Source organism: Methylorubrum podarium, assembly GCF_040270385.1.
Lineage (GTDB): Bacteria > Pseudomonadota > Alphaproteobacteria > Rhizobiales > Beijerinckiaceae > Methylobacterium > Methylobacterium podarium.
On sequence record NZ_JBELQE010000007.1, the window covers coordinates 15,596 to 32,615 of the forward strand.

At 70.2% G+C, this 17,020-nt stretch carries 16 protein-coding genes; 6 read left to right on the forward strand and 10 right to left on the reverse strand.

Features of this window, described 5'->3' with window-relative positions; genetic code table 11:
• Positions 1–89: 89 nt before the first annotated feature.
• The 3 genes from ABS772_RS00505 to ABS772_RS00515 form a co-directional block, all read right to left on the reverse strand.
• On the reverse strand, positions 90–479 hold the full coding sequence (locus tag ABS772_RS00505) for a type II toxin-antitoxin system death-on-curing family toxin (protein ID WP_350391645.1): 390 nt from the start codon (positions 477–479) through the stop codon (positions 90–92).
• Positions 476–700 carry an AbrB/MazE/SpoVT family DNA-binding domain-containing protein gene (locus ABS772_RS00510; protein WP_238257596.1) on the reverse strand — a complete coding sequence of 75 codons (225 nt, stop codon included), beginning with the start codon at positions 698–700 and terminating at the stop codon, positions 476–478. Before ABS772_RS00510 ends, ABS772_RS00505 begins: the two co-directional genes overlap by 4 nt.
• 74 nt (positions 701–774) lie before the next feature.
• Positions 775–2,652, reverse strand: coding sequence for a M3 family oligoendopeptidase (locus ABS772_RS00515; RefSeq protein WP_350391646.1), 1,878 nt, complete (start codon positions 2,650–2,652; stop codon positions 775–777).
• 316 nt (positions 2,653–2,968) lie between these two features.
• Here ABS772_RS00515 and ABS772_RS00520 point away from each other — a divergent pair, with 316 nt between their 5' ends.
• The 3 genes from ABS772_RS00520 to ABS772_RS00530 all read left to right on the forward strand — a co-directional run bounded on the left by ABS772_RS00520 (position 2,969) and on the right by ABS772_RS00530 (position 8,257).
• On the forward strand, positions 2,969–4,459 hold the full coding sequence (locus tag ABS772_RS00520) for a sigma-54-dependent transcriptional regulator (protein ID WP_350391647.1): 1,491 nt from the start codon (positions 2,969–2,971) through the stop codon (positions 4,457–4,459).
• A gap of 150 nt (positions 4,460–4,609) precedes the next feature.
• Entirely contained in the window at positions 4,610–6,550 is a 1,941-nt protein-coding gene (locus tag ABS772_RS00525; RefSeq protein ID WP_350391648.1) for a L,D-transpeptidase family protein, read from the forward strand.
• Positions 6,551–6,772: 222 nt separating this feature from the next.
• A complete protein-coding gene (locus tag ABS772_RS00530; protein WP_350391669.1) occupies positions 6,773–8,257 on the forward strand; it encodes a DUF882 domain-containing protein in 1,485 nt (494 codons plus the stop codon).
• 239 nt (positions 8,258–8,496) lie between these two features.
• On the opposite strand, the gene ABS772_RS00535 is transcribed toward ABS772_RS00530, so the two are convergent.
• The 3 genes from ABS772_RS00535 to ABS772_RS00545 form a co-directional block, all read right to left on the reverse strand.
• The gene (locus ABS772_RS00535) at positions 8,497–8,763 is read right to left on the reverse strand and encodes a DUF2312 domain-containing protein (protein WP_003601858.1); all 267 of its coding nucleotides are present in this window, start codon (positions 8,761–8,763) and stop codon (positions 8,497–8,499) included.
• Positions 8,764–8,867: 104 nt separating this feature from the next.
• The gene (locus tag ABS772_RS00540; RefSeq protein ID WP_350391649.1) at positions 8,868–9,185 is read right to left on the reverse strand and encodes a DUF1244 domain-containing protein; all 318 of its coding nucleotides are present in this window, start codon (positions 9,183–9,185) and stop codon (positions 8,868–8,870) included.
• Between the two features lie 56 nt (positions 9,186–9,241).
• Complete coding sequence (locus tag ABS772_RS00545) at positions 9,242–10,015, reverse strand: N-formylglutamate amidohydrolase (RefSeq protein WP_350391650.1); 774 nt, start codon at positions 10,013–10,015, stop codon at positions 9,242–9,244.
• A 194-nt stretch (positions 10,016–10,209) separates the two neighbouring features.
• On the opposite strand from ABS772_RS00545, the gene ABS772_RS00550 reads away from it, so the two are divergent.
• Both ABS772_RS00550 and ABS772_RS00555 read left to right on the forward strand, forming a co-directional pair.
• A complete protein-coding gene (locus ABS772_RS00550) occupies positions 10,210–11,523 on the forward strand; it encodes a glycerate kinase type-2 family protein (protein ID WP_350391651.1) in 1,314 nt (437 codons plus the stop codon).
• Positions 11,489–11,977: a DUF1036 domain-containing protein gene (locus ABS772_RS00555; RefSeq protein ID WP_238255512.1), complete on the forward strand. Its 489-nt coding sequence runs from the start codon at positions 11,489–11,491 to the stop codon at positions 11,975–11,977. Before ABS772_RS00550 ends, ABS772_RS00555 begins: the two co-directional genes overlap by 35 nt.
• Positions 11,978–12,336: 359 nt before the next feature.
• Here the strand turns inward: ABS772_RS00555 and ABS772_RS00560 are convergent, their stop codons facing one another.
• A complete protein-coding gene (locus ABS772_RS00560; protein WP_350391652.1) occupies positions 12,337–13,194 on the reverse strand; it encodes an outer membrane protein in 858 nt (285 codons plus the stop codon).
• Between the two features lie 371 nt (positions 13,195–13,565).
• On the opposite strand from ABS772_RS00560, the gene pyk reads away from it, so the two are divergent.
• Positions 13,566–15,002 carry a pyruvate kinase gene (gene pyk, locus ABS772_RS00565; RefSeq protein WP_350391653.1) on the forward strand — a complete coding sequence of 479 codons (1,437 nt, stop codon included), beginning with the start codon at positions 13,566–13,568 and terminating at the stop codon, positions 15,000–15,002.
• Here the strand turns inward: pyk and ABS772_RS00570 are convergent.
• From ABS772_RS00570 to ykgO, 3 genes are all read right to left on the reverse strand, one after another.
• The gene (locus ABS772_RS00570; RefSeq protein WP_350391654.1) at positions 14,999–15,994 is read right to left on the reverse strand and encodes an alpha/beta fold hydrolase; all 996 of its coding nucleotides are present in this window, start codon (positions 15,992–15,994) and stop codon (positions 14,999–15,001) included. The genes pyk and ABS772_RS00570 overlap by 4 nt on opposite strands.
• A 10-nt stretch (positions 15,995–16,004) precedes the next feature.
• On the reverse strand, positions 16,005–16,607 hold the full coding sequence (locus tag ABS772_RS00575) for a tetratricopeptide repeat protein (protein ID WP_350391655.1): 603 nt from the start codon (positions 16,605–16,607) through the stop codon (positions 16,005–16,007).
• Between the two features lie 89 nt (positions 16,608–16,696).
• The gene (gene ykgO / locus ABS772_RS00580; RefSeq protein WP_003601867.1) at positions 16,697–16,822 is read right to left on the reverse strand and encodes a type B 50S ribosomal protein L36; all 126 of its coding nucleotides are present in this window, start codon (positions 16,820–16,822) and stop codon (positions 16,697–16,699) included.
• Positions 16,823–17,020 lie beyond the last annotated feature (198 nt).

Here is a 17,020-nt window from a genome sequence, read left to right on the forward strand (position 1 = left end):
CTCGGATCGATTCCTTTCGGGACTCGACCGGAGATAGGCAGCTCGGTGTCCCGCGCACAGGGCGCTGGGACGGCGCGCCGCGGATGGGACTACACTGCCTTCGGCCAGTTGTCGCGGATCCAGCGGGTGAGGCCGGATTCGTCGATCTCGCCGGCGGCGAGGCCACGGATCATCAGCACCGCCTCCGCTTCGTCAACGACGAAATCGATATCGTTCAGCCCGAGGAAGGTCACCAACGCCAGGAGCGCAGCGCGCTTGTTGCCGTCGATGAAGGGATGGTTTTTGGCAATGCCGAAGGCGTAGGCTGCGGCGAGTTCAGCCAAGTCAGGCTCGCCGTAGCCTACGCGATTGATGGGTCGACCGAGGGCCGATTCGAGCGCGCCCTCATCGCGCAGGCCTGGAGGCCCGCCGAATAGCTTGAGCTGCTGTGCGTGAATGGCCTGGACGAGGTCGCTTGTCAGCCAAACGATCTCGCTCACTTCGCCAACTCGGCGAGCGCGTTGCGATAGGTCTTCATCGCCTTCTCGGCGATCTTCATGCCCTTCTCGAAAGTCGGATCATAGGGCGAGAGATGCAGCGTGCCGTCCGCGTTCTCGGTGACATGCAGCCAATCGCCCTGATCCAGTTTGAGCCTGCCGACGAGTTCCTTCGGCAGGATCAGACCGGTCGAGTTTCCGATGCGCTTGATTTCGAGCTTCATGTTGATGGGCCTCCCACCTTATCCGCGTTCAACGTGCGTATAACACGTCGAGGCCAAGGCCCATAGATTGCGGCCTACGCGTCCTCCATCGCCTCCAGCTCCGCGATCATCCCCTCGATCATTCCGAGCCCGATCTGCCAGAAGCCCGGATCGCTCGCGTCGAGCCCGAACGGCTTGAGCAGCTCGCCGTAGGGCTTCGAGCCGCCGGCCGAGAGCAGGGCGAAGTAGCGCTCGACGAAGCCCGGCTCGGCGCGGGCGTAGACGCCGTAGAGCGAGTTCACGAGGCAGTCGCCGAAGGCGTAGGCGTAGACGTAGAACGGCGAGTGGATGAAGTGCGGGATGTAAGCCCAGAACGGCTCGTAGCCCTTGTCGAGGGTGATGGCCGGGCCGAGGCTCTCCGACTGCACCGACATCCAGAGCCCGTTGATCTGCTCGGCCGTCAGCTCGCCCTTGACGCGGGCGAGGTGGACCTTCCGCTCGAACGAGTAGAACGCGATCTGACGCACCACCGTGTTGATCATGTCCTCGACCTTGGCCGCCAGCATCGCCCGGCGCTGGGTCGGGTCGGTGGTCTGGCCGAGCAGGCGGCGGAAGGTCAGCATCTCGCCGAACACGCTCGCGGTCTCCGCCAGCGTCAGCGGCGTCGGCGCCATCAGCGCGCCGTTCGGGGCGGCGAGCACCTGATGCACGCCGTGGCCGAGTTCGTGCGCCAGCGTCATCACGTCCCGCGGCTTACCCTGGTAGTTCACCAGAACGTAGGGATGGGCCGAGGGCACCGTCGGGTGCGCGAAGGCGCCGGGCGCCTTGCCGGGCCGGGTCGGCGCGTCGATCCAGCCGCCGTCGAAGAACTTCTTGGCGATGCCGGCCATGTCGGGCGAGAACGCGTTGTAGGCCTCCAGCACCGTGTCGCGGGCCTGCGCCCAGGGGATCGTGCGCTGCTCCACCTTCGGCAGCGGCGCGTTGCGGTCCCAGTAGGGCAGCGCCTCGACGCCGAACCACTTCGCCTTGAGCCGGTAGTAGCGGTGCGACAGGCGCGGATAGGCCGCGCGCACCGCCTCCACCATGGCCGCGACGACCTCCGGCTCGACGCGATTCGAGAGGTGGCGAGCATCGGCCACGTCCTTGAAGCCGCGCCAGCGGTCGGAGATCTCCTTGTCCTTGGCCAGCGTGTTGGTGATCAGCGCGAAGATGCGAAGGTTCGCCCGCAGCGTCTCGCCGAGCGCCAGCGCCGCCTCCTTGCGCACCGCCCCGTCCGGATCCTGAAGCTTGTTCAGGGTCGGCTCCAGCGTCAGGCGCTCGCCCTGCACGGGGAAGCGCAGCGAGGCGATCGTCTCGTTGAAGAGCCGGTCCCAAGCGGCGCTCGACGTCACCGACTTGTCGAGGAACAGTTTCTCCGTGCGGTCGTCGAGCTGGTACGGCTTCTCGCGGCGCAGGTCCTCGATCCAGGGCCGGTAGCGGGCGAGCGGACCGTCGGCCATCGCCGCATCGAGCACGGCATCCTCGACGCGGTTCAGTTCCAGGCCGAAGAACAGCAGGTCGCCGGACGCCGTGGTCAGCCGCTCGCGGGTGTCGCCGTAGAACTTGGCGCGGGTCTCGTCGGTGGTGTCGCCGGAATAGACGAGGCCGGCATAGGACATCAGCCGCCCCATCAGATCCTCGATCCGCTCGTAGGCCTGCACCGCCTCGCCCAGGACGGAGGAGGCGTCCGGCCCGCCGGCGATCTCGGCGATTCGGCCGGCATAGCGCTCGGCGAAGGCTCGGCTCTCCGCCTCGGCCCGTTCGAGGTCGTCCCGGAAGGCGGGCGCGTCCATGCTCGGATAGAGGTCGGTGAGGTCCCATTCGGGCAGCACCCCGAGGTCCGCCGCCTGAACGGCGCTGCGCACGGCCGCGAGTTCCTCGGCCCCCCTCGGCAGATCCGGGGCCAGGGCGGCGAAAACGGCTCGGCTCGACATGATGTGCGGTTTCCTCGACGCGTTGGGCCACCGGTCCGGAATCGGTCGCTCCGGCGCGGGCAGGGGCAGATATCGAGCGGGAGGTCCCTACGATCAACTGCGGCCCGCAATCCCGGGCGCCGGAGGGCCGACTGAACGGCGGTTCTGTCGCCTCGACCGCCGGGCGGGCGAAATTCCGGCGTCGTTAAGCGGGGCTTTACGCTCTTGGGCGACCCTGTGCCTCGAAACGAAACAGCCGCCGCCATGCGTCCGCCGGTCTCTCCTCGGAGATCGCGTCGGCCCGCGGTCGGCTCGAGCGGAAAGCGAGGCGCCCCGCATGTCGACCACCGTTCTCATCATCGACGACGATCCCGTCCAGCGCCGCCTCGCCGAGGCGATGGTGCGCCGCCTCGGCTTCGAGGCTCGGGTCGCGGAGAACGGTCACGACGGGCTGGCCCTGCTGCGGGCCGGCGAGGGCGTCGACGTCGTGCTGCTCGATCTGGTCATGCCCGGCGGCATGGACGGCCTCGGCGTGCTGGCCGAGATGCGCAAGAGCGGCATCGACACGCCGGTCATCGTGCAGACCTCGAACGGCTCCATCGACGCCGTGGTGAACGCCATGCGCGCGGGCGCTGTCGATTTCGTGGTGAAGCCGGCCGGCGCCGAGCGGCTCCAGGTCTCGATCAAGAACGCCCTGCGGGTCGATCAGCTCGAGGAGGAGGTGCGCCGCATGCGCCGCCGCGCCTCCGGGGCGCTCGGCTTTAAGGATCTCGCCTCGAAGAGCCCGGACATGGAGCGGGTGATCCGCCTCGCCGAGCGGGCGGCGAAGTCGAACATCCCCGTCCTGATCGAGGGCGAATCGGGTGTCGGCAAGGAGGTGCTGGCCCGGGCGATCCAGGGTTCGGGCGACCGGCGCGGCAAGCCGTTCGTGACGGTGAACTGCGGCGCGATCCCCGAGAACCTGGTCGAGTCCACCCTCTTCGGCCACGAGAAGGGCGCCTTCACCGGCGCCACCGAGCGCCATGTCGGCAAGTTCGTCGAGGCCTCGGGCGGGACGCTGTTCCTCGACGAGATCGGCGAATTGCCGCTCGACGCGCAGGTGAAGCTGCTGCGGGCGCTACAGGAAGGCGAGGTCGATCCGGTCGGCGGCAAGCGGGCCGTGCGCGTCGATATCCGCCTGATCTCGGCGACCAACCGCTCGCTGCTCGACCTCGTCAAGCAGGGCAAGTTCCGCGAGGATCTCTATTACCGCCTCAACGTCTTCCCCATGACGCTGCCGCCGCTGCGGGCGCGGCGCGAGGACATCCCGGATCTGGTGCGCTCGTTCTGCGCGCGGTTCGCGGCGGAGGAAGGCAAGCGCCTGCGCGGCATCACGGCGGAGGCGATGGCCCTGCTCACCCGCTACCCCTGGCCCGGCAACGTGCGCCAGTTGGAGAACGCCCTGTTCCGCGCGGTCGTGCTCGCCGACGGGGACGAGCTGACGGTGACGGAGTTCCCGCAGATCGCCGCGCAGGTCGAGGGTTTCGACGTGCGCATCCCGCCGCTCCCGGCGCAGGCCGCCCTGCCCGCGGGCACGCTCGAGCCGGTGCGGGAGATCGTCCGGGTCGAGGTGCGCGACCCGCACGCCATGTCCCTCGTTCTCGAGGAGACCGGCGACATGAAGACGATGGAAGCGGTCGAGGCAGAAGTGATCCGCTTCGCCCTGCAATTCTACCGCGGCCGAATGTCGGAGGTGTCCCGGCGCCTCGGAATCGGCCGATCCACCCTTTACCGCAAGCTCAAGGAACTCGGCCTCGACGAGGGGGAGCGTTCCGAGGACGCGGCCTGAGAGTGGAACAGGGGATGGTGCTCGGCTGTTCGCCTCCAGGATCAGGCTTGGCCGTGAGCCGTGGTCGTGTGGTTGCGCTCGGCCGTGCTTCGGTCGATGATCTTTAAGCAGAGCTGCGGCATTCTCGGCCGTATCCAGGGAGTTGCCGACATGCGCGCTGCATCGGGAGCCGGAACGGGCGTCGCACGGACTCTGTCCGTCGCCTTGGCGGCCCTCCTCGCCTTCGGCCAAGCCCCGGCCCGTGCCGAGGAACCGTCCGCCGCCGAGAGCGGCATCGTCATCCGCAAGGCCGCGGTCGACCCCGCGGACGGGGCTGCCGTGTCCCCGGAGGCGAGCGAGGGCACGTCCCCGGCCGCGGAAGCCCCCGCGCCGCCCGCGGAGCCCGCTCCGGTCACCATCGTCGAAGGGCCGCCCGCTCCGGTCGCGCCGAGCGAGCCGCTCCCGGCGGCCGTCTACGCGCGCCTCAACAACAGCGCGCCGCTGCTGCAGCGGCTGACGGCCAAGGATCGCGAGGCGATCCAGGCCTTCTACGCCCTCGGCAACTTCAAGCCGGTCTGGATCGAGAAGGGCGCCTTCAACGCCGCCGCCGACGCCGCGATCGCGCGCCTGCGCGCGGCGGGCGAGGACGGTCTCGATCCGAACGCCTATCCGGTGCCGGCGGTGGGCAAGCTCAGCCGCCCGGACACCGACGCCGAGATCGCGGAGGCCGACCTCAAGCTCTCGGCCTCCCTCGCCCTCTACGCCCGCGACGCCCGCGGCGGGCGAGTCAATCCGGCCGCGATCTCGAAGCTGATCACCCCGACCCTCGATCTGCCGCCGGCCGACACGGTGCTGGCCCGCCTCGCCGCGGCGGGCGCGCAGGCCGGAGCGGTGCTGCAATCCTACAATCCGCGCCAGCCGGGCTACCTCGCCCTGAAGGAGCGGCTCGCCGGCCTGCGGGTCGGACGGACGCACGGGGCGCCGAGCGTGAAGCTTCCCGACGGCCCCGTCCTCAAGCTCGGGATGAACGATCCGCGGGTGCCGCTGCTGCGCAGCCGGTTCGGCCTCGAGGCGCGCTCCGTAGGCACCCTCGACGCCGCGCCCGGCGAGGCCGACGCCTACGACCGGTCCGTCGCCGACGCCGTGAAGGATTTCCAGCGAAGCCGCGGCCTTCCGGCGAGCGGCACGCTCACCCGCGCCACCGTCGCCGCGCTCGCCAACCCGAGCGTGCCGAAGACGAGCGCCAGCGAGGCCGACATCCTCGTCAACATGGAGCGCTGGCGCTGGCTGCCGTCCGAGCTCGGACCGGACTACGTCCTCGTCAACGTGCCGGAATTCAAGCTGAAGGTGTTTCGCGGCGGCAGCCTGCGGGACGAGACGCGGGTCATCGTCGGCAAGCCGACCAGCCCGACCCCGATCTTCTCGGGGATGATGGAGTACGCCGTCGTCAATCCGTCCTGGTACGTGCCGCCCTCGATCCTCAAGCAGATGCTGGCCTCGGGCAAGACGGCCGGATTCGAGGTCGTGCGCCGGGGCAACGTGATCTCCCTGCGCCAGCCGCCGGGGGAGCGCAACGCGCTCGGCTTCATCAAGTTCATGTTCCCCAACCAGCACGCGGTCTACCTGCACGACACGCCGAACCGCTCGCTGTTCTCGGCCTCGACCCGCGCCTTCAGCCACGGCTGCGTGCGCGTGGACGACCCGTTCCGTTTCGCCGACGCGGTCCTGCCGAACTGGACCGAGGAGCGCCTGAAGAAGCTGATCGGCAAGGGCGAGCGGACCCTGCGCCTGCCCGAGAAGCTTCCGGTGCATCTCGCCTACTTCACCGCCGAGGTGGACGATCTCGGCTCCTACCGCACCCTGCCCGACCTCTACGGCTACGACGGGCCGATGAAGGTCGCGCTCGGCCTCGCCGCCCGCTCGGAGGCGGTGGCGAAGGCACCCGCGGCGGCGAAGCGGAAGGCGGCCGAAGCCCGCCCGGCCCCGCGCCAGGCCGCTTCGCGCGAGGCCGTGCGCAGCGAGCGCCGCGCGGAACAGCGCCGGACCCGCGACATGTTCGGCGATCCCTGGAGCGGCCAGACCTACGAAACCTCGCAGCGCAGCTTCTGGTAGGCCAGCCCTCGTCACGTTTCCCGCCGGATGGCAGTTGCGTCGCTCCGGGCGGGACAGCGTGCGGTGAAGCTCTTGCAAGGCTCTTTTTTGCCACGGTTCCCCCGTAGCCGTCGCTGAAGACGGCGAGCAGCACGGGCCCCGACGACCCGCCTTTCCGGTCCTCGGTCATCCTTGCGCTCCGCGACATCACCGATGTCGCGGCCGTTCCGCGAGGTGAGGACCATGCTGCGCACGATCCGGGACCGCCTGACCTCGAACCGAACCTCGCATCCCCCGCGCCTCAAGCGCCTCGCATCCGCGGCCGGCGCCATGGCCGCTTTGCTGCTGGCCGGCACCGCCGAGACCCAGAATGCGGTCGCCAACGGCGACACCCGCAGCCTCTCGCTGGTGCACGAGCATACCGGCGAGAGCCTCTCGGTGACGTTCAAGCGCGACGGCCGCTTCGACCGCGCCGCCCTCGACCAGCTGAACTGGCTCCTGCGGGACTGGCGCGAGAACGAGTCCACCAAGATGGACCCGCGCCTGTTCGACGTCGTCTGGGAGGCGCAGCGCTCCATCGGCTCGACCGCGCCGCTGCGCATCGTCTCCGCCTATCGCAGCCCGAAGACGAACGGGATGCTGCGGCGCCGCTCCTCGGGCGTGGCCGAGACCAGCCAGCACATGCTGGGTAAGGCCATGGACTTCTTCCTGACCGACGCCTCGATCGACCAGATCCGCGCCATCGGCATGCGGATGCAGCGCGGCGGCGTCGGCTGGTATCCCCGGTCCGGCTCGCCCTTCGTCCACCTCGATGTCGGCTCGGTGCGCTCGTGGCCGCGCATGAGCCACGACCAGCTCGCCCGCCTGTTCCCGGACGGCAAGACCGTTCACCTCCCCGCCGACGGCAAGCCGCTCGCCCGCTATGAAGAGGCGCGCGCCGAGATTCTGTCCCGCGGCGGCACGGTGCTGGGCTACACGGCTCTGGCCAGCGCCGACGAGATGGACGACGGGCCCGGCCTCAAGGGCTTCTTCGCCTCGCTCTTCGGCGGCGGCGGCGGCACCGATGCCCCCCCGGCCGCGCTCGCCGGCGCCCCGGCGGCGAAGGCACGGACCAAGCCGAGCGTCGTGGTCGCGAGCGCCGATCCCGCCGATACGGGCGCGGCCATGGCCTACGCCGCGTCGGGCGCCTCCGAGACCACGCGCGCGACCGCTCTGCGCGGAGACCGCGCCTCGGCGAAGGAATTGCTGACCGGTGAGACGGACCAGTCCGTCGTCGCGCCGCTGCCGCCGCGGCGCCCCTCCGAGTTCGCCGTCGTCGCGACCGCCCTCACCATCCCGCTGCCGCCGCAGCGCCCGGTGCGGCTCGCCTCCCTCAACGGCGAAGGCATCAGCGGCATGGTGCATGTCGCGGAGGCCGGGATCGAACCCGCCGCGCTGTCGACCGAGTCGGGCGCGGCCGAACCGCGGCTCGTGCCCGCGGATGCCGACCCCCGCGAACAGGTGCGTAGCCTGCTCTTCTCCGCGGTTCAGGGCGTGTCGGAGCCCGCCGCGGCGACGGCACCGGTCCGCGTCGCGCTGGCGCGTCCGCGCCCCGATGAGGCGCTGCCCGCGGAGGCGCTGTTCACTCCGGCGGAGACGGTGGCGAACCGCTTCTCGACCGCACCGGAGACGCTCTCCGCCGCCCGCTTCACCGGCTCTGCCGCGACGGGATCGGCCGGGGGTCGTTGAGGCCGGAGCGTCGGCGCCCCCTCGCGGGCCGTCGACGGCGCGACCCGCCTCTCTCCGGCTGACGGTCAAGGCGCTGTTGTCATTGCGAGGCGAAGCCGCGGCAATCCAGGGCGCGATATTTCCGGAGAGGTCGCGCCCTGGATCGCTTCGGCTCCGCCTCGCGATGACTGGAGAGGGGCACAGCCCGAATAACCGGCCCCGGCCGGACGTCGTAAAGAACCTCGCGACGGCCCGCGGTCCTACGCCATGCCGAGCGCCTGGAGGTACAGTTCGAGGATCGCCTCCTCCTCCTGGCGCTCGTCGTGGTCGCGCTTGCGCAGGGAGATGATCTTGCGCAACACCTTCACGTCGAAGCCGTTGGCCTTGGCTTCGGCGTAGACGTCCTTGATGTCGCCCGCGATGCCGGCCTTCTCCTCTTCGAGGCGCTCGATGCGCTCGATGATGCTCTTGAGCTGGTCGGCGGCGACCGAGGACGGATCGACGGCGGGGGCAGGCGAGGCAGCCATGGCGGCGCTCCTTCACGCGAGGGATGGCGTGCGCCCGAAGGCCCACGCCGGATGTCCGGGGATTACGGCATCAACCTTACCCGCTCGTTGATGCCCGACCGGCCTCAGTGGCCGCCGCCGCCGGAGGCGAAGCGCGTCTGCTGCTCGGGGCTCGCCTCCGTCTGGTGCTTCTGCTTCCACTCCTCGTAGGGCATGCCGTAGACGTGCTCGCGGCTCTGGTCCTTGGACAGGCCGAGGCCGCGCTCGTCGGCGGCGTCCTTGAGCCAGTTCGACAGGCAGTTGCGGCAGAAGCCGGCGAGATTCATCAGATCGATGTTCTGCACATCGGTGCGGTTGCGCAGGTGCGCGACGAGGCGGCGGAACACCGCGGCCTCCAGCTCGGTCTGGGTCGCGGGGTCGATTCCGTTCAGCGGCTCGGTCATGGGGCGGCTCTCTGAGTCGTGGGATGCCGCAGAGGTCGTCCCGCGCTCTTTCCGCGTCAAGCCGGCGGGCGCAGCATCGGTGCGAGGATGCGCGCGAAGCGCTGGGCCCATTCCTCCTGGCCCTCGGGGCCGCCGATCAGGTCCTGGCGGATCTCGACCAGGGCGTTGGGCAGGCCGCGCGCCGTCGCGTGCCGGTCGATCGTGTCGCCCGGTAGGCCGCCGCCGTAGGGCTGGTTGTCGCCGACGCACAGGCCCGCCGGATCGGCCTTCAGCGCCTCGATCAGCAGGCGGCTCAACCCGGCATCCCGGTCGTAGAGCACGCCGACCTGCCACGGCCGGGCGATGGTGCGCCAGAACGGCGTGAAGCTGTGCATCGTCACGAACATCGGCCGCACGCCGGCCGCCTCGGCCTCGGCGACCGCCTCGTCCACCGCGCGGTCGAAGGGCACGTAGAAGCGCCGGATCCGCTCGGCGATGCCGGCCGCGTCGATGCGGGCATTGCCGGGCACGATCGCGCCGTCGGAGAGGCGCATCACCAGAGTCGGGTCGAGCCGCCCGCGGTTCGGGTCGATGATGAGCCGCGAGAACCGCGTCAGCACCGCCGGAACGCCGAGCCGGGCGGCGAGCCGGCGCGTGACCTCGGCCGCGCCGATGTCGTAGGCGATGTGCCGGGAGAATTCCCGCTCCGCGACGCCGAGCCGTGCCAGATCCTCGGGCACCGCGTTCGAGGCGTGCTCGCACACGAGCAGGAGACCGCGGGCGGGATCGCCGGCGATGCGTTCCACAGGATGTTCGGGGAGGGTTTCGATCTCGGGCTCGATGGACAGCATGGGCGCATATCTGGGCCGGTTCGGCGGGATCGGAAGGGGCAGACCCGGCATGGCTGGCCCGCGGGAGGGATGGATCGCGCCGCGGTCAAAAAGAATGCTTCGCGGCACGAAAGTTTTGTGAAGCCGCGGAGGCTTGCCGACACGGCAGCGCTCGGGCAAGCAAACGCTCAAACAAGAACCGTGCGAGGACGCCCATGACCGCCCCTGCCCCGACCGATCCGGCCAACGCGGAGCGTCGCGCCCTCCTCACGGCGATCCTCGACGAGGCGATCGCCGCCGCCCACCCGCGCAAGTGCCTCGTCGGCCACCTGCCGGCGCCGACGCCGGGACGGCTCATCATCCTCGGTGCGGGCAAGGCCGGCGGCAGCATGGCCGCGGTCGCGAGCCGCTTCTACCGCCAGGAGCACGGCGTGCCGGAGGACCGGATCGTCGGCCTCGCGGTGGCGCGCCACGGCTACGGCGAGGACGCGCCCGGCATTCGCATGATCGAGGCCGGCCATCCGGTCCCCGATGCCGCGGGCATCGAGGCGACGAAGGAAGCGCTCGCCATCGCCGCGAGCGCCGGCCCGGAGGACGAGGTTCTGGTGCTGCTCTCCGGCGGCGGCTCGGCGAACTGGATCGCGCCCGCCGGCACCCTGACGCTCGCCGAGAAGCAGGCGATCACCAAGGCGCTGCTGCGCTCGGGCGCGCCGATCAACGAGATCAACGCCGTGCGCAAGCACCTCTCGCGCATCAAGGGCGGACGCCTCGCCGTCGCCGCGCGGAACGCGAAATCGATCCTGACGCTGGCGATCTCGGACGTGCCGCACGACGACCCTTCGGTGATCGCCTCCGGCCCGACCGTGCCGGACCCCTCGACGCTGGCCGATGCGCGGGCGATCTGCGAGCGCCGCGGCATCACCCTGCCCGACTCGGCGCTGGCCCTGCTGAACGATCCGGCCAACGAGACGCCGAAGGCGGGCGATCCGGCCTTCGCCCGCGCCGAGTACCGCATCATCGCCCGGCCGATCGACGCGTTGGAGGCGGCCGCCGAGGCCGCCCGCCGCGCCGGCTACGAGCCGGTGATGCTGGGTCCCGACCTTGAGGGCGAGGCGCGCGAAGTCGCCGCCGAGCACGCGCGCCTCGCGCTGGAGGCGAAGCAGGCGGGTCGGCGCGTCGCGCTGATCTCTGGCGGCGAGCTCACCGTCACCATCCGCGGCGAGGGCGACGGCGGGCCGAACCAGGAATACGCCCTGGCGCTCGCCCTGGCGCTCGACGGCGCCGAGGGCATCGCCGGCATCGCCGCCGACACCGACGGGACCGATGGCGGCCGGGGTGCCGCGACCGATCCCGCGGGCGGCCTCGTCGACGAGACCACCCTGGCGCGGGCGCGAGCCGCCGGGCTCGATCCGCGGGCGATGCTGACGGACAATGATTCGACGCGATTCTTCGCGACAATCGGCGATCTCGTTCAGCCGGGTCCCACCCGAACCAATGTCAACGATTGCCGCGTCATCCTCGTGGGCTGAGACCCGATTGAAAGTCCGCCCTTCCCGTCGCCGTCTTCTCGGACTGAGCCTGGCGGCGGGTCTCGCCGCCCTTCCCCTCCCCGCTCTCGCCGACCTGCGCCTGTGCAACCAGACCGCCAGCAAGGTCGGCGTGACGCTGGGCTACCGCGATGCGCAGGGCTGGGTGACGGAAGGCTGGTGGGAGCTGAAGCCGCGCAACTGCGAGACCCTGCTTCGCGGGTCGCTGGCGGCGCAGTTCTACTACATCTACGCCGTGGACTATACGCGCGGCGGCGAGTGGAGCGGCCGCGCGATGATGTGCACCCGCGACACCGCCTTCACGATCCGCGGTGTCGAGGATTGTCTCGCCCGCGGCTTCGACCGCAACGGCTTCATCGAGGTCGATACCGGCCAGCAGCGGAACTGGACGATCCAGCTCTCCGATCCCGGACAGCCGCTGGCGGGCGGGCCGTAGGACGCGCGCCTTCGCGCGAGCTCGGGGCCCTGCTCCTGTCGCGATCGCGCCGATGGTCCGAGAGGTCGCCGACCTCTGTTTGCCGTCCCGGCTGGAATCGCGACGCCTGAGCGCCGAACACTTTTCCGTCTGCAGTCCTTGCAAGGCGAAGCCGTTGCAATCCGGGACACGCCCTTGCCGGATAGGTCGCGCCCTGGATCGCGTCGGCTCCGCCTCGCGATGACGGCGTCGGGCAGTGCGAGGGGACCATCAGGGGGTGGCATCACCTCACGCCGTGCTTCCGTCGTCGCCGTTTGCGCAAACGAAAGCGGGCGCCCCGTAGGGACGCCCGCTCGTCTCGATCAGCGATGGGACAGGGCTCAGAGGCCGCTGAACTTGTAGTTGAAGCCGGCGCGGATCAGGCTGCCCTCGGTGGAGAAGCGCGAGGTGTAGGAGCCGGCCGGGGCCGCCAGGACCTGGTTGACCAGCACGTTGCGGCTGCCGAGGTCGTAGCGGATGTACTCGGCCTTGATCGTCACGTCCGACTTGATCCCGAGCCAGCGGCCGACCGAGAAGTAGGTCAGGAAGCTGTCGGCCGGGATCGCGTACTCGATGCCGCCGCCGTAGTTGTAGCCGGTCTCGAAGATCTTGCGGCCACCGCCGGTGTACTGCAGCACCGTCGCGCCCGGGTTGTAGAAGTCGGCGCCGTAGCTGACGTGACCGAAGGCGAGACCGCCGGTGCCGTAGATGAAGAACCGGTCAAAGGCGTAGCCGAGCTTGCCGTTGACGGTGCCGAGGAAGTCGAGGCTCTGCGTGTAGACGCTGGCATTGCCGATGACCGGGTTCGGCGTGCCGTAGAAGCCCGTGCGCTTGTCGAGGTCGAGCCAGGTCGCGTCGAAGGCGAGACCGGCCACGAAGCCGCCGCCCGGCGTGAACTGATAGTTGTAGCCGAAGCCGCCGCCGATGCGGGAGAAGCCGTCGACCTCGCTCTTGATCGCGGCGGCGCGGCGGCCGAGCGCGACGTTGGAGGCGGTGAAGGGATCGTTGCCGCGGGTCTGGATGTTCGGGTTGTCGGTGAAGGCGTAACCCGTGTGCAGGCCGGCGTAGAAGCCGGTCCAGGTGAAGACCGGGACCGGGGCGAAGGCGACCGGCGGAGCCTCGCGGCGGGGCAGGTCGGCGGCCAGGGCCGCGGTGGTCGCGAGCGCTGCGGCGCTGCCCAGAAGGAGTGCTCTGATCACGGTGTGGATCGCCTTTGGAAAGTGCTGAATTCTAGGCTGACGCTAGCAGCGTTAAGGCCAAGCTGCCTATGACTTTCCAGCAACACGCAGCGACGATGCCGCGGCGGTTGCGTTCACGAAATGTTAAACCCGCAAGTACCGCAAAGTTGAGCGGCGGAAAAAACAGGGTTTCGTAGAAAAGGTTCCCGGTGTCGGAAAATTCCCGACACGCATCCGTGATGCGGCCTTGACCTTCGGGGCCGAGGGATGCTTGTGGCCGGCAAGCCCCAGTCCGGCCAACGGCACCGCCCCATAAGGTGCCGCGCATCTGCCGGGCCGTTCCCGCACGCGATGTCCGCGACCAGCGGGTCCAGCGGGTGTTGGAGGCTCCATTGAAGCGCTCGCGCCGCACCAAGATCGTCGCAACCCTCGGCCCGGCATCCGACACGCCGGAGATGATCGAGAAGCTGTTCCATGCCGGAGCGGACGTGTTCCGCATCAACATGAGCCACTTGGCTCGTGAGAAACTGTCCGAGCGGATCGAGGTGATTCGCACCATCGAGCGCGAGGCCAAGCGGCCCATCGGCATCCTCGTCGACCTGCAGGGACCGAAGCTGCGACTCGGCACCTTCGTCGGCGACGCGGCCGAGTTGGAGAACGGCCAGACCTTCGTGCTCGATTCGGATCCGACGCCGGGCGATACCGATCGCGTGTACCTGCCCCATCCGGAAATCCTGTCGGCGCTGGAGCCCGATCACGGAATTCTGATCGACGACGGCAAGCTCCGTCTGGTCGTGACCGAGGTGAGCGAGGGCCGCGCGGTCACCCGCGTCGAGGTCGGCGGACGCATCTCGAACCGCAAGGGCGTGTCGCTGCCCCACACGGTGCTGCCGCTCCCGGCGATGACCGAGAAAGACCGCGGCGATCTCGAAGCCGGGCTCGCCGCCGGCGCCGACTGGATCGCCGTCTCCTTCGTGCAGCGCCCCGAGGACGTGGCCGAGGTGAAGAAGGTCGCGGCCGGCCGCGCCCTGATCATGGCCAAGATCGAGAAGCCGCAGGCGCTCTCGCGCCTCGACGAGATCATCGAGATCTCCGACGGCATCATGGTCGCCCGCGGCGATCTCGGCGTCGAGATGCCCCTCGAGCAGGTGCCGGGCGTGCAGAAGCGCATCACCCGCGGCGCCCGCCGCCTGGGCAAGCCGGTCGTCGTGGCGACGCAGATGCTCGAATCGATGATCACCGCGCCGGTGCCGACCCGCGCCGAGGTGTCCGACGTGGCGACCGCCGTCTACGAGGGCGCGGACGCGGTGATGCTCTCGGCCGAGAGCGCCGCCGGCCAGTTCCCGGTCGACGCGATCGCCACCATGAGCCGCATTGCCGAGCAGGTGGAGCGCGACGCGCTCTACTGGTCGATCCTGATGGCGCAGCGCTCCGAACCCGAGCCGACCGCCTCCGACGCGATCGCGGCGGCGGCGCACCAGATCGTCGAGGCGCTCGGCCTGCGCTCGATCATGGCCTGGACCCATTCGGGCTCGACGGTGCTGCGGCTCGCCCGCGCGCGGCCCAACGCCGGCGTCATCGCGCTGACCCCGAAGCGCGAGACGGCGCGGCGGCTCACCATGGCGTGGGGCGTCCACCCGATCGTCACCAAGGACGCCAGCGACGTGGACGACATGGCCTTCCGCGCCGCGAAGTTCGCGGTGCGCGAGCGCTTCGCCGAGATCGGCGACCGGGTGATCGTCGTGGCCGGGGTGCCGTTCGGCATTCCGGGCGCGACGAACATGGTGCGCATCGCCTTCGTCACCCGGGAGCACGCCGAGCGAGCCTAGCGCTCTGAGACGTCCGCCAAAATCTCGACTTCGCGCACCAGCCGGTCGGGGGCGGTGTAGGTCACCATATGTCCGGCGCCCGGCAGCACCACCTGCCGGGCGCGGGGCATCGCCCGGCTCAACGGCTCGGCCTGGACGCGCGTCTGGACGACCGGATCGGCCTCGCCGGCGATGATCACGCCGGGCACGCCGATGGTCTCATAGCGCGGCGCCTGCTCGGCCAGCGCCGCTGGCAGCCCGGCGAGATCCTGGATGTTGGCGAGCGCCGGTCCCGGCCGCAGGATCAGCGGCGCGCGGCTCGCCTCGATGTAGTTCTCCACCGCCGGCTCCGGCCGGAAGACGCTTTTCGCAACCGAGGGCAGGTAATAGAGGCCGAGCGGCACCGCGACGGTCCGGGTCAGCAGCCACGTCACGGGCGGCCTTAAAGCGATCCCGGTCCACCAGGGCAGCGGGCGCGGCGGGAACGGCATCGCCACAGGCGCCACGAGAACGAGCCCCGCCACCTGTTCCGGCCGGTCCAGGGCCATCCGCAGGGCGAGCGCACCCGACCAGGAATGGCCGAGGAGAATCACCGGCCCGGTGCCGAGCCGGTCGAGGGCTGTTCCGAGTGCCCTCCCCTGGGCGGCCGGCGAGGCGGCGTCCGCGCCGCCGATGCGGTCGCTGTTGCCGTATCCCGGCCGGTCGAAGGCGATGACCCGGAAGCCGGCTCGGGCGAGGAGGCGCCCGAAACCCTCCATCGGATCATGGGCGTTCGCCGAGGCGCCGTGGAGCAGAACGACGGTCGCCCTCGCCCCCTCCCGAGGTCCGTCCTCGAGATAAGCAATTCGGCCGCCCTCGATCTCGACGCTGCGGTCAGCGCCCGCGTAGCGCGCCTCGACACGCCAGGCGATCAGACGCGTCGCCACCGCCGCGCAGGCGAGAACCAGCACGACGAGCCCAAGGGCCGCCGCGAGGAAGCCGACGGCGAAGCGCGGGAGGTCGGCGAGGCTCACGACGCGCGCTTCAGAGCTCGCGCCCGTCCACCTCGGGCTTCAACCGCTCGATTGCCTTCTTGAGCACGTCCCATTGCGGGTAGAGCGCCTCCGCGCGGCGGAAGGCGTCGAGGGCACGGCCCTTGTCCTCCTGCGCGAGGTAGAGCTTTCCGAGCGCGGCCCAGGCCTCGAAATGGCGCGGCTCCAGCACCAGGGCGCGCTGCAGGTCGGCGATGGCGGTCGCGGAATCCGAGAGGCGCCAGAACAGGGTCGCCCGCCGGCTCCAGCCCTCGGACCAGTTCGGCTCCAGGGCGACGGCGCGGTCCATCAGCTCGACGGCGAGCGGCAGATCGTTGCCACCCATCGCCTGCCGAGCGCGGTCGGAGAGGAGATCGGCCGTCGCGCTGCCGGATCGGCCGAGACGGCGCTCAATCAGGGTGGCGATCGCCTTGGCCTCGGCCTCGTCCCCGGCCTGCTTGAGGCGGGTGTAGAGATCGTCGAGGGTGACCGGCGGATGCGCCTTGCGCTCTTTCTCGGGCCGCGCCTTCTCGGAGGCCGCCGCCGCGTAGCCGGTGCCCGCGAGGGCGAGGCCGAGGCAGAGGGCGGTCAGGAGAGGCGTGCGGCGAGCGTCCATGGGTCCGGAGCTTCCACCCCGAACCCGGCTCCCGTCAACGCGCTTCGGTGCCGCGCATGATTCGCGGCGAGACCGAACCGCCTTCGGGATCAGCCCTGGCGCGCCTTGAAGCGCTTCTGGGTCTTGTTGATGACGTAGACCCGGCCCTTGCGGCGCACGAGCTGATTGTCGCGGTGACGGCCGCGCAGCGACTTGAGCGAGTTGCGAATCTTCATCGGTCTCACATCGGCACGGATTCGAGACCGGCCGCCTGTTGTTCAAGGTGTCTCGAAGGGACGGAGCGCCGCGAAGGACGCTCCGGCGATGACATCGGTGACATCGCGGGGAGGCGGTCGCCTTATCAGACAACCCGCCTTGGAGGCAAGATCACGGCAATCTCTCGAAGAGCGCCGAGCGATGCGGAAGCTCAAGGC

Bases quoted from the DNA above. Each gene is read 5' to 3' on its own strand.
- ABS772_RS00510 (WP_238257596.1), bottom strand. From the start codon at position 700: ATGAAGCTCGAAATCAAGCGCATCGGAAACTCGACCGGTCTGATCCTG.
- ABS772_RS00515 (WP_350391646.1), bottom strand. From the start codon at position 2,652: ATGTCGAGCCGAGCCGTTTTCGCCGCCCTGGCCCCGGATCTGCCGAGG.
- ABS772_RS00520 (WP_350391647.1), top strand. From the start codon at position 2,969: ATGTCGACCACCGTTCTCATCATCGACGACGATCCCGTCCAGCGCCGC.
- ABS772_RS00525 (WP_350391648.1), top strand. From the start codon at position 4,610: ATGCGCGCTGCATCGGGAGCCGGAACGGGCGTCGCACGGACTCTGTCC.
- ABS772_RS00530 (WP_350391669.1), top strand. From the start codon at position 6,773: ATGCTGCGCACGATCCGGGACCGCCTGACCTCGAACCGAACCTCGCAT.
- ABS772_RS00535 (WP_003601858.1), bottom strand. From the start codon at position 8,763: ATGGCTGCCTCGCCTGCCCCCGCCGTCGATCCGTCCTCGGTCGCCGCC.
- ABS772_RS00540 (WP_350391649.1), bottom strand. From the start codon at position 9,185: ATGACCGAGCCGCTGAACGGAATCGACCCCGCGACCCAGACCGAGCTG.
- ABS772_RS00545 (WP_350391650.1), bottom strand. From the start codon at position 10,015: ATGCTGTCCATCGAGCCCGAGATCGAAACCCTCCCCGAACATCCTGTG.
- ABS772_RS00550 (WP_350391651.1), top strand. From the start codon at position 10,210: ATGACCGCCCCTGCCCCGACCGATCCGGCCAACGCGGAGCGTCGCGCC.
- ABS772_RS00555 (WP_238255512.1), top strand. From the start codon at position 11,489: ATGTCAACGATTGCCGCGTCATCCTCGTGGGCTGAGACCCGATTGAAA.
- ABS772_RS00575 (WP_350391655.1), bottom strand. From the start codon at position 16,607: ATGGACGCTCGCCGCACGCCTCTCCTGACCGCCCTCTGCCTCGGCCTC.
- ykgO (WP_003601867.1), bottom strand. From the start codon at position 16,822: ATGAAGATTCGCAACTCGCTCAAGTCGCTGCGCGGCCGTCACCGCGAC.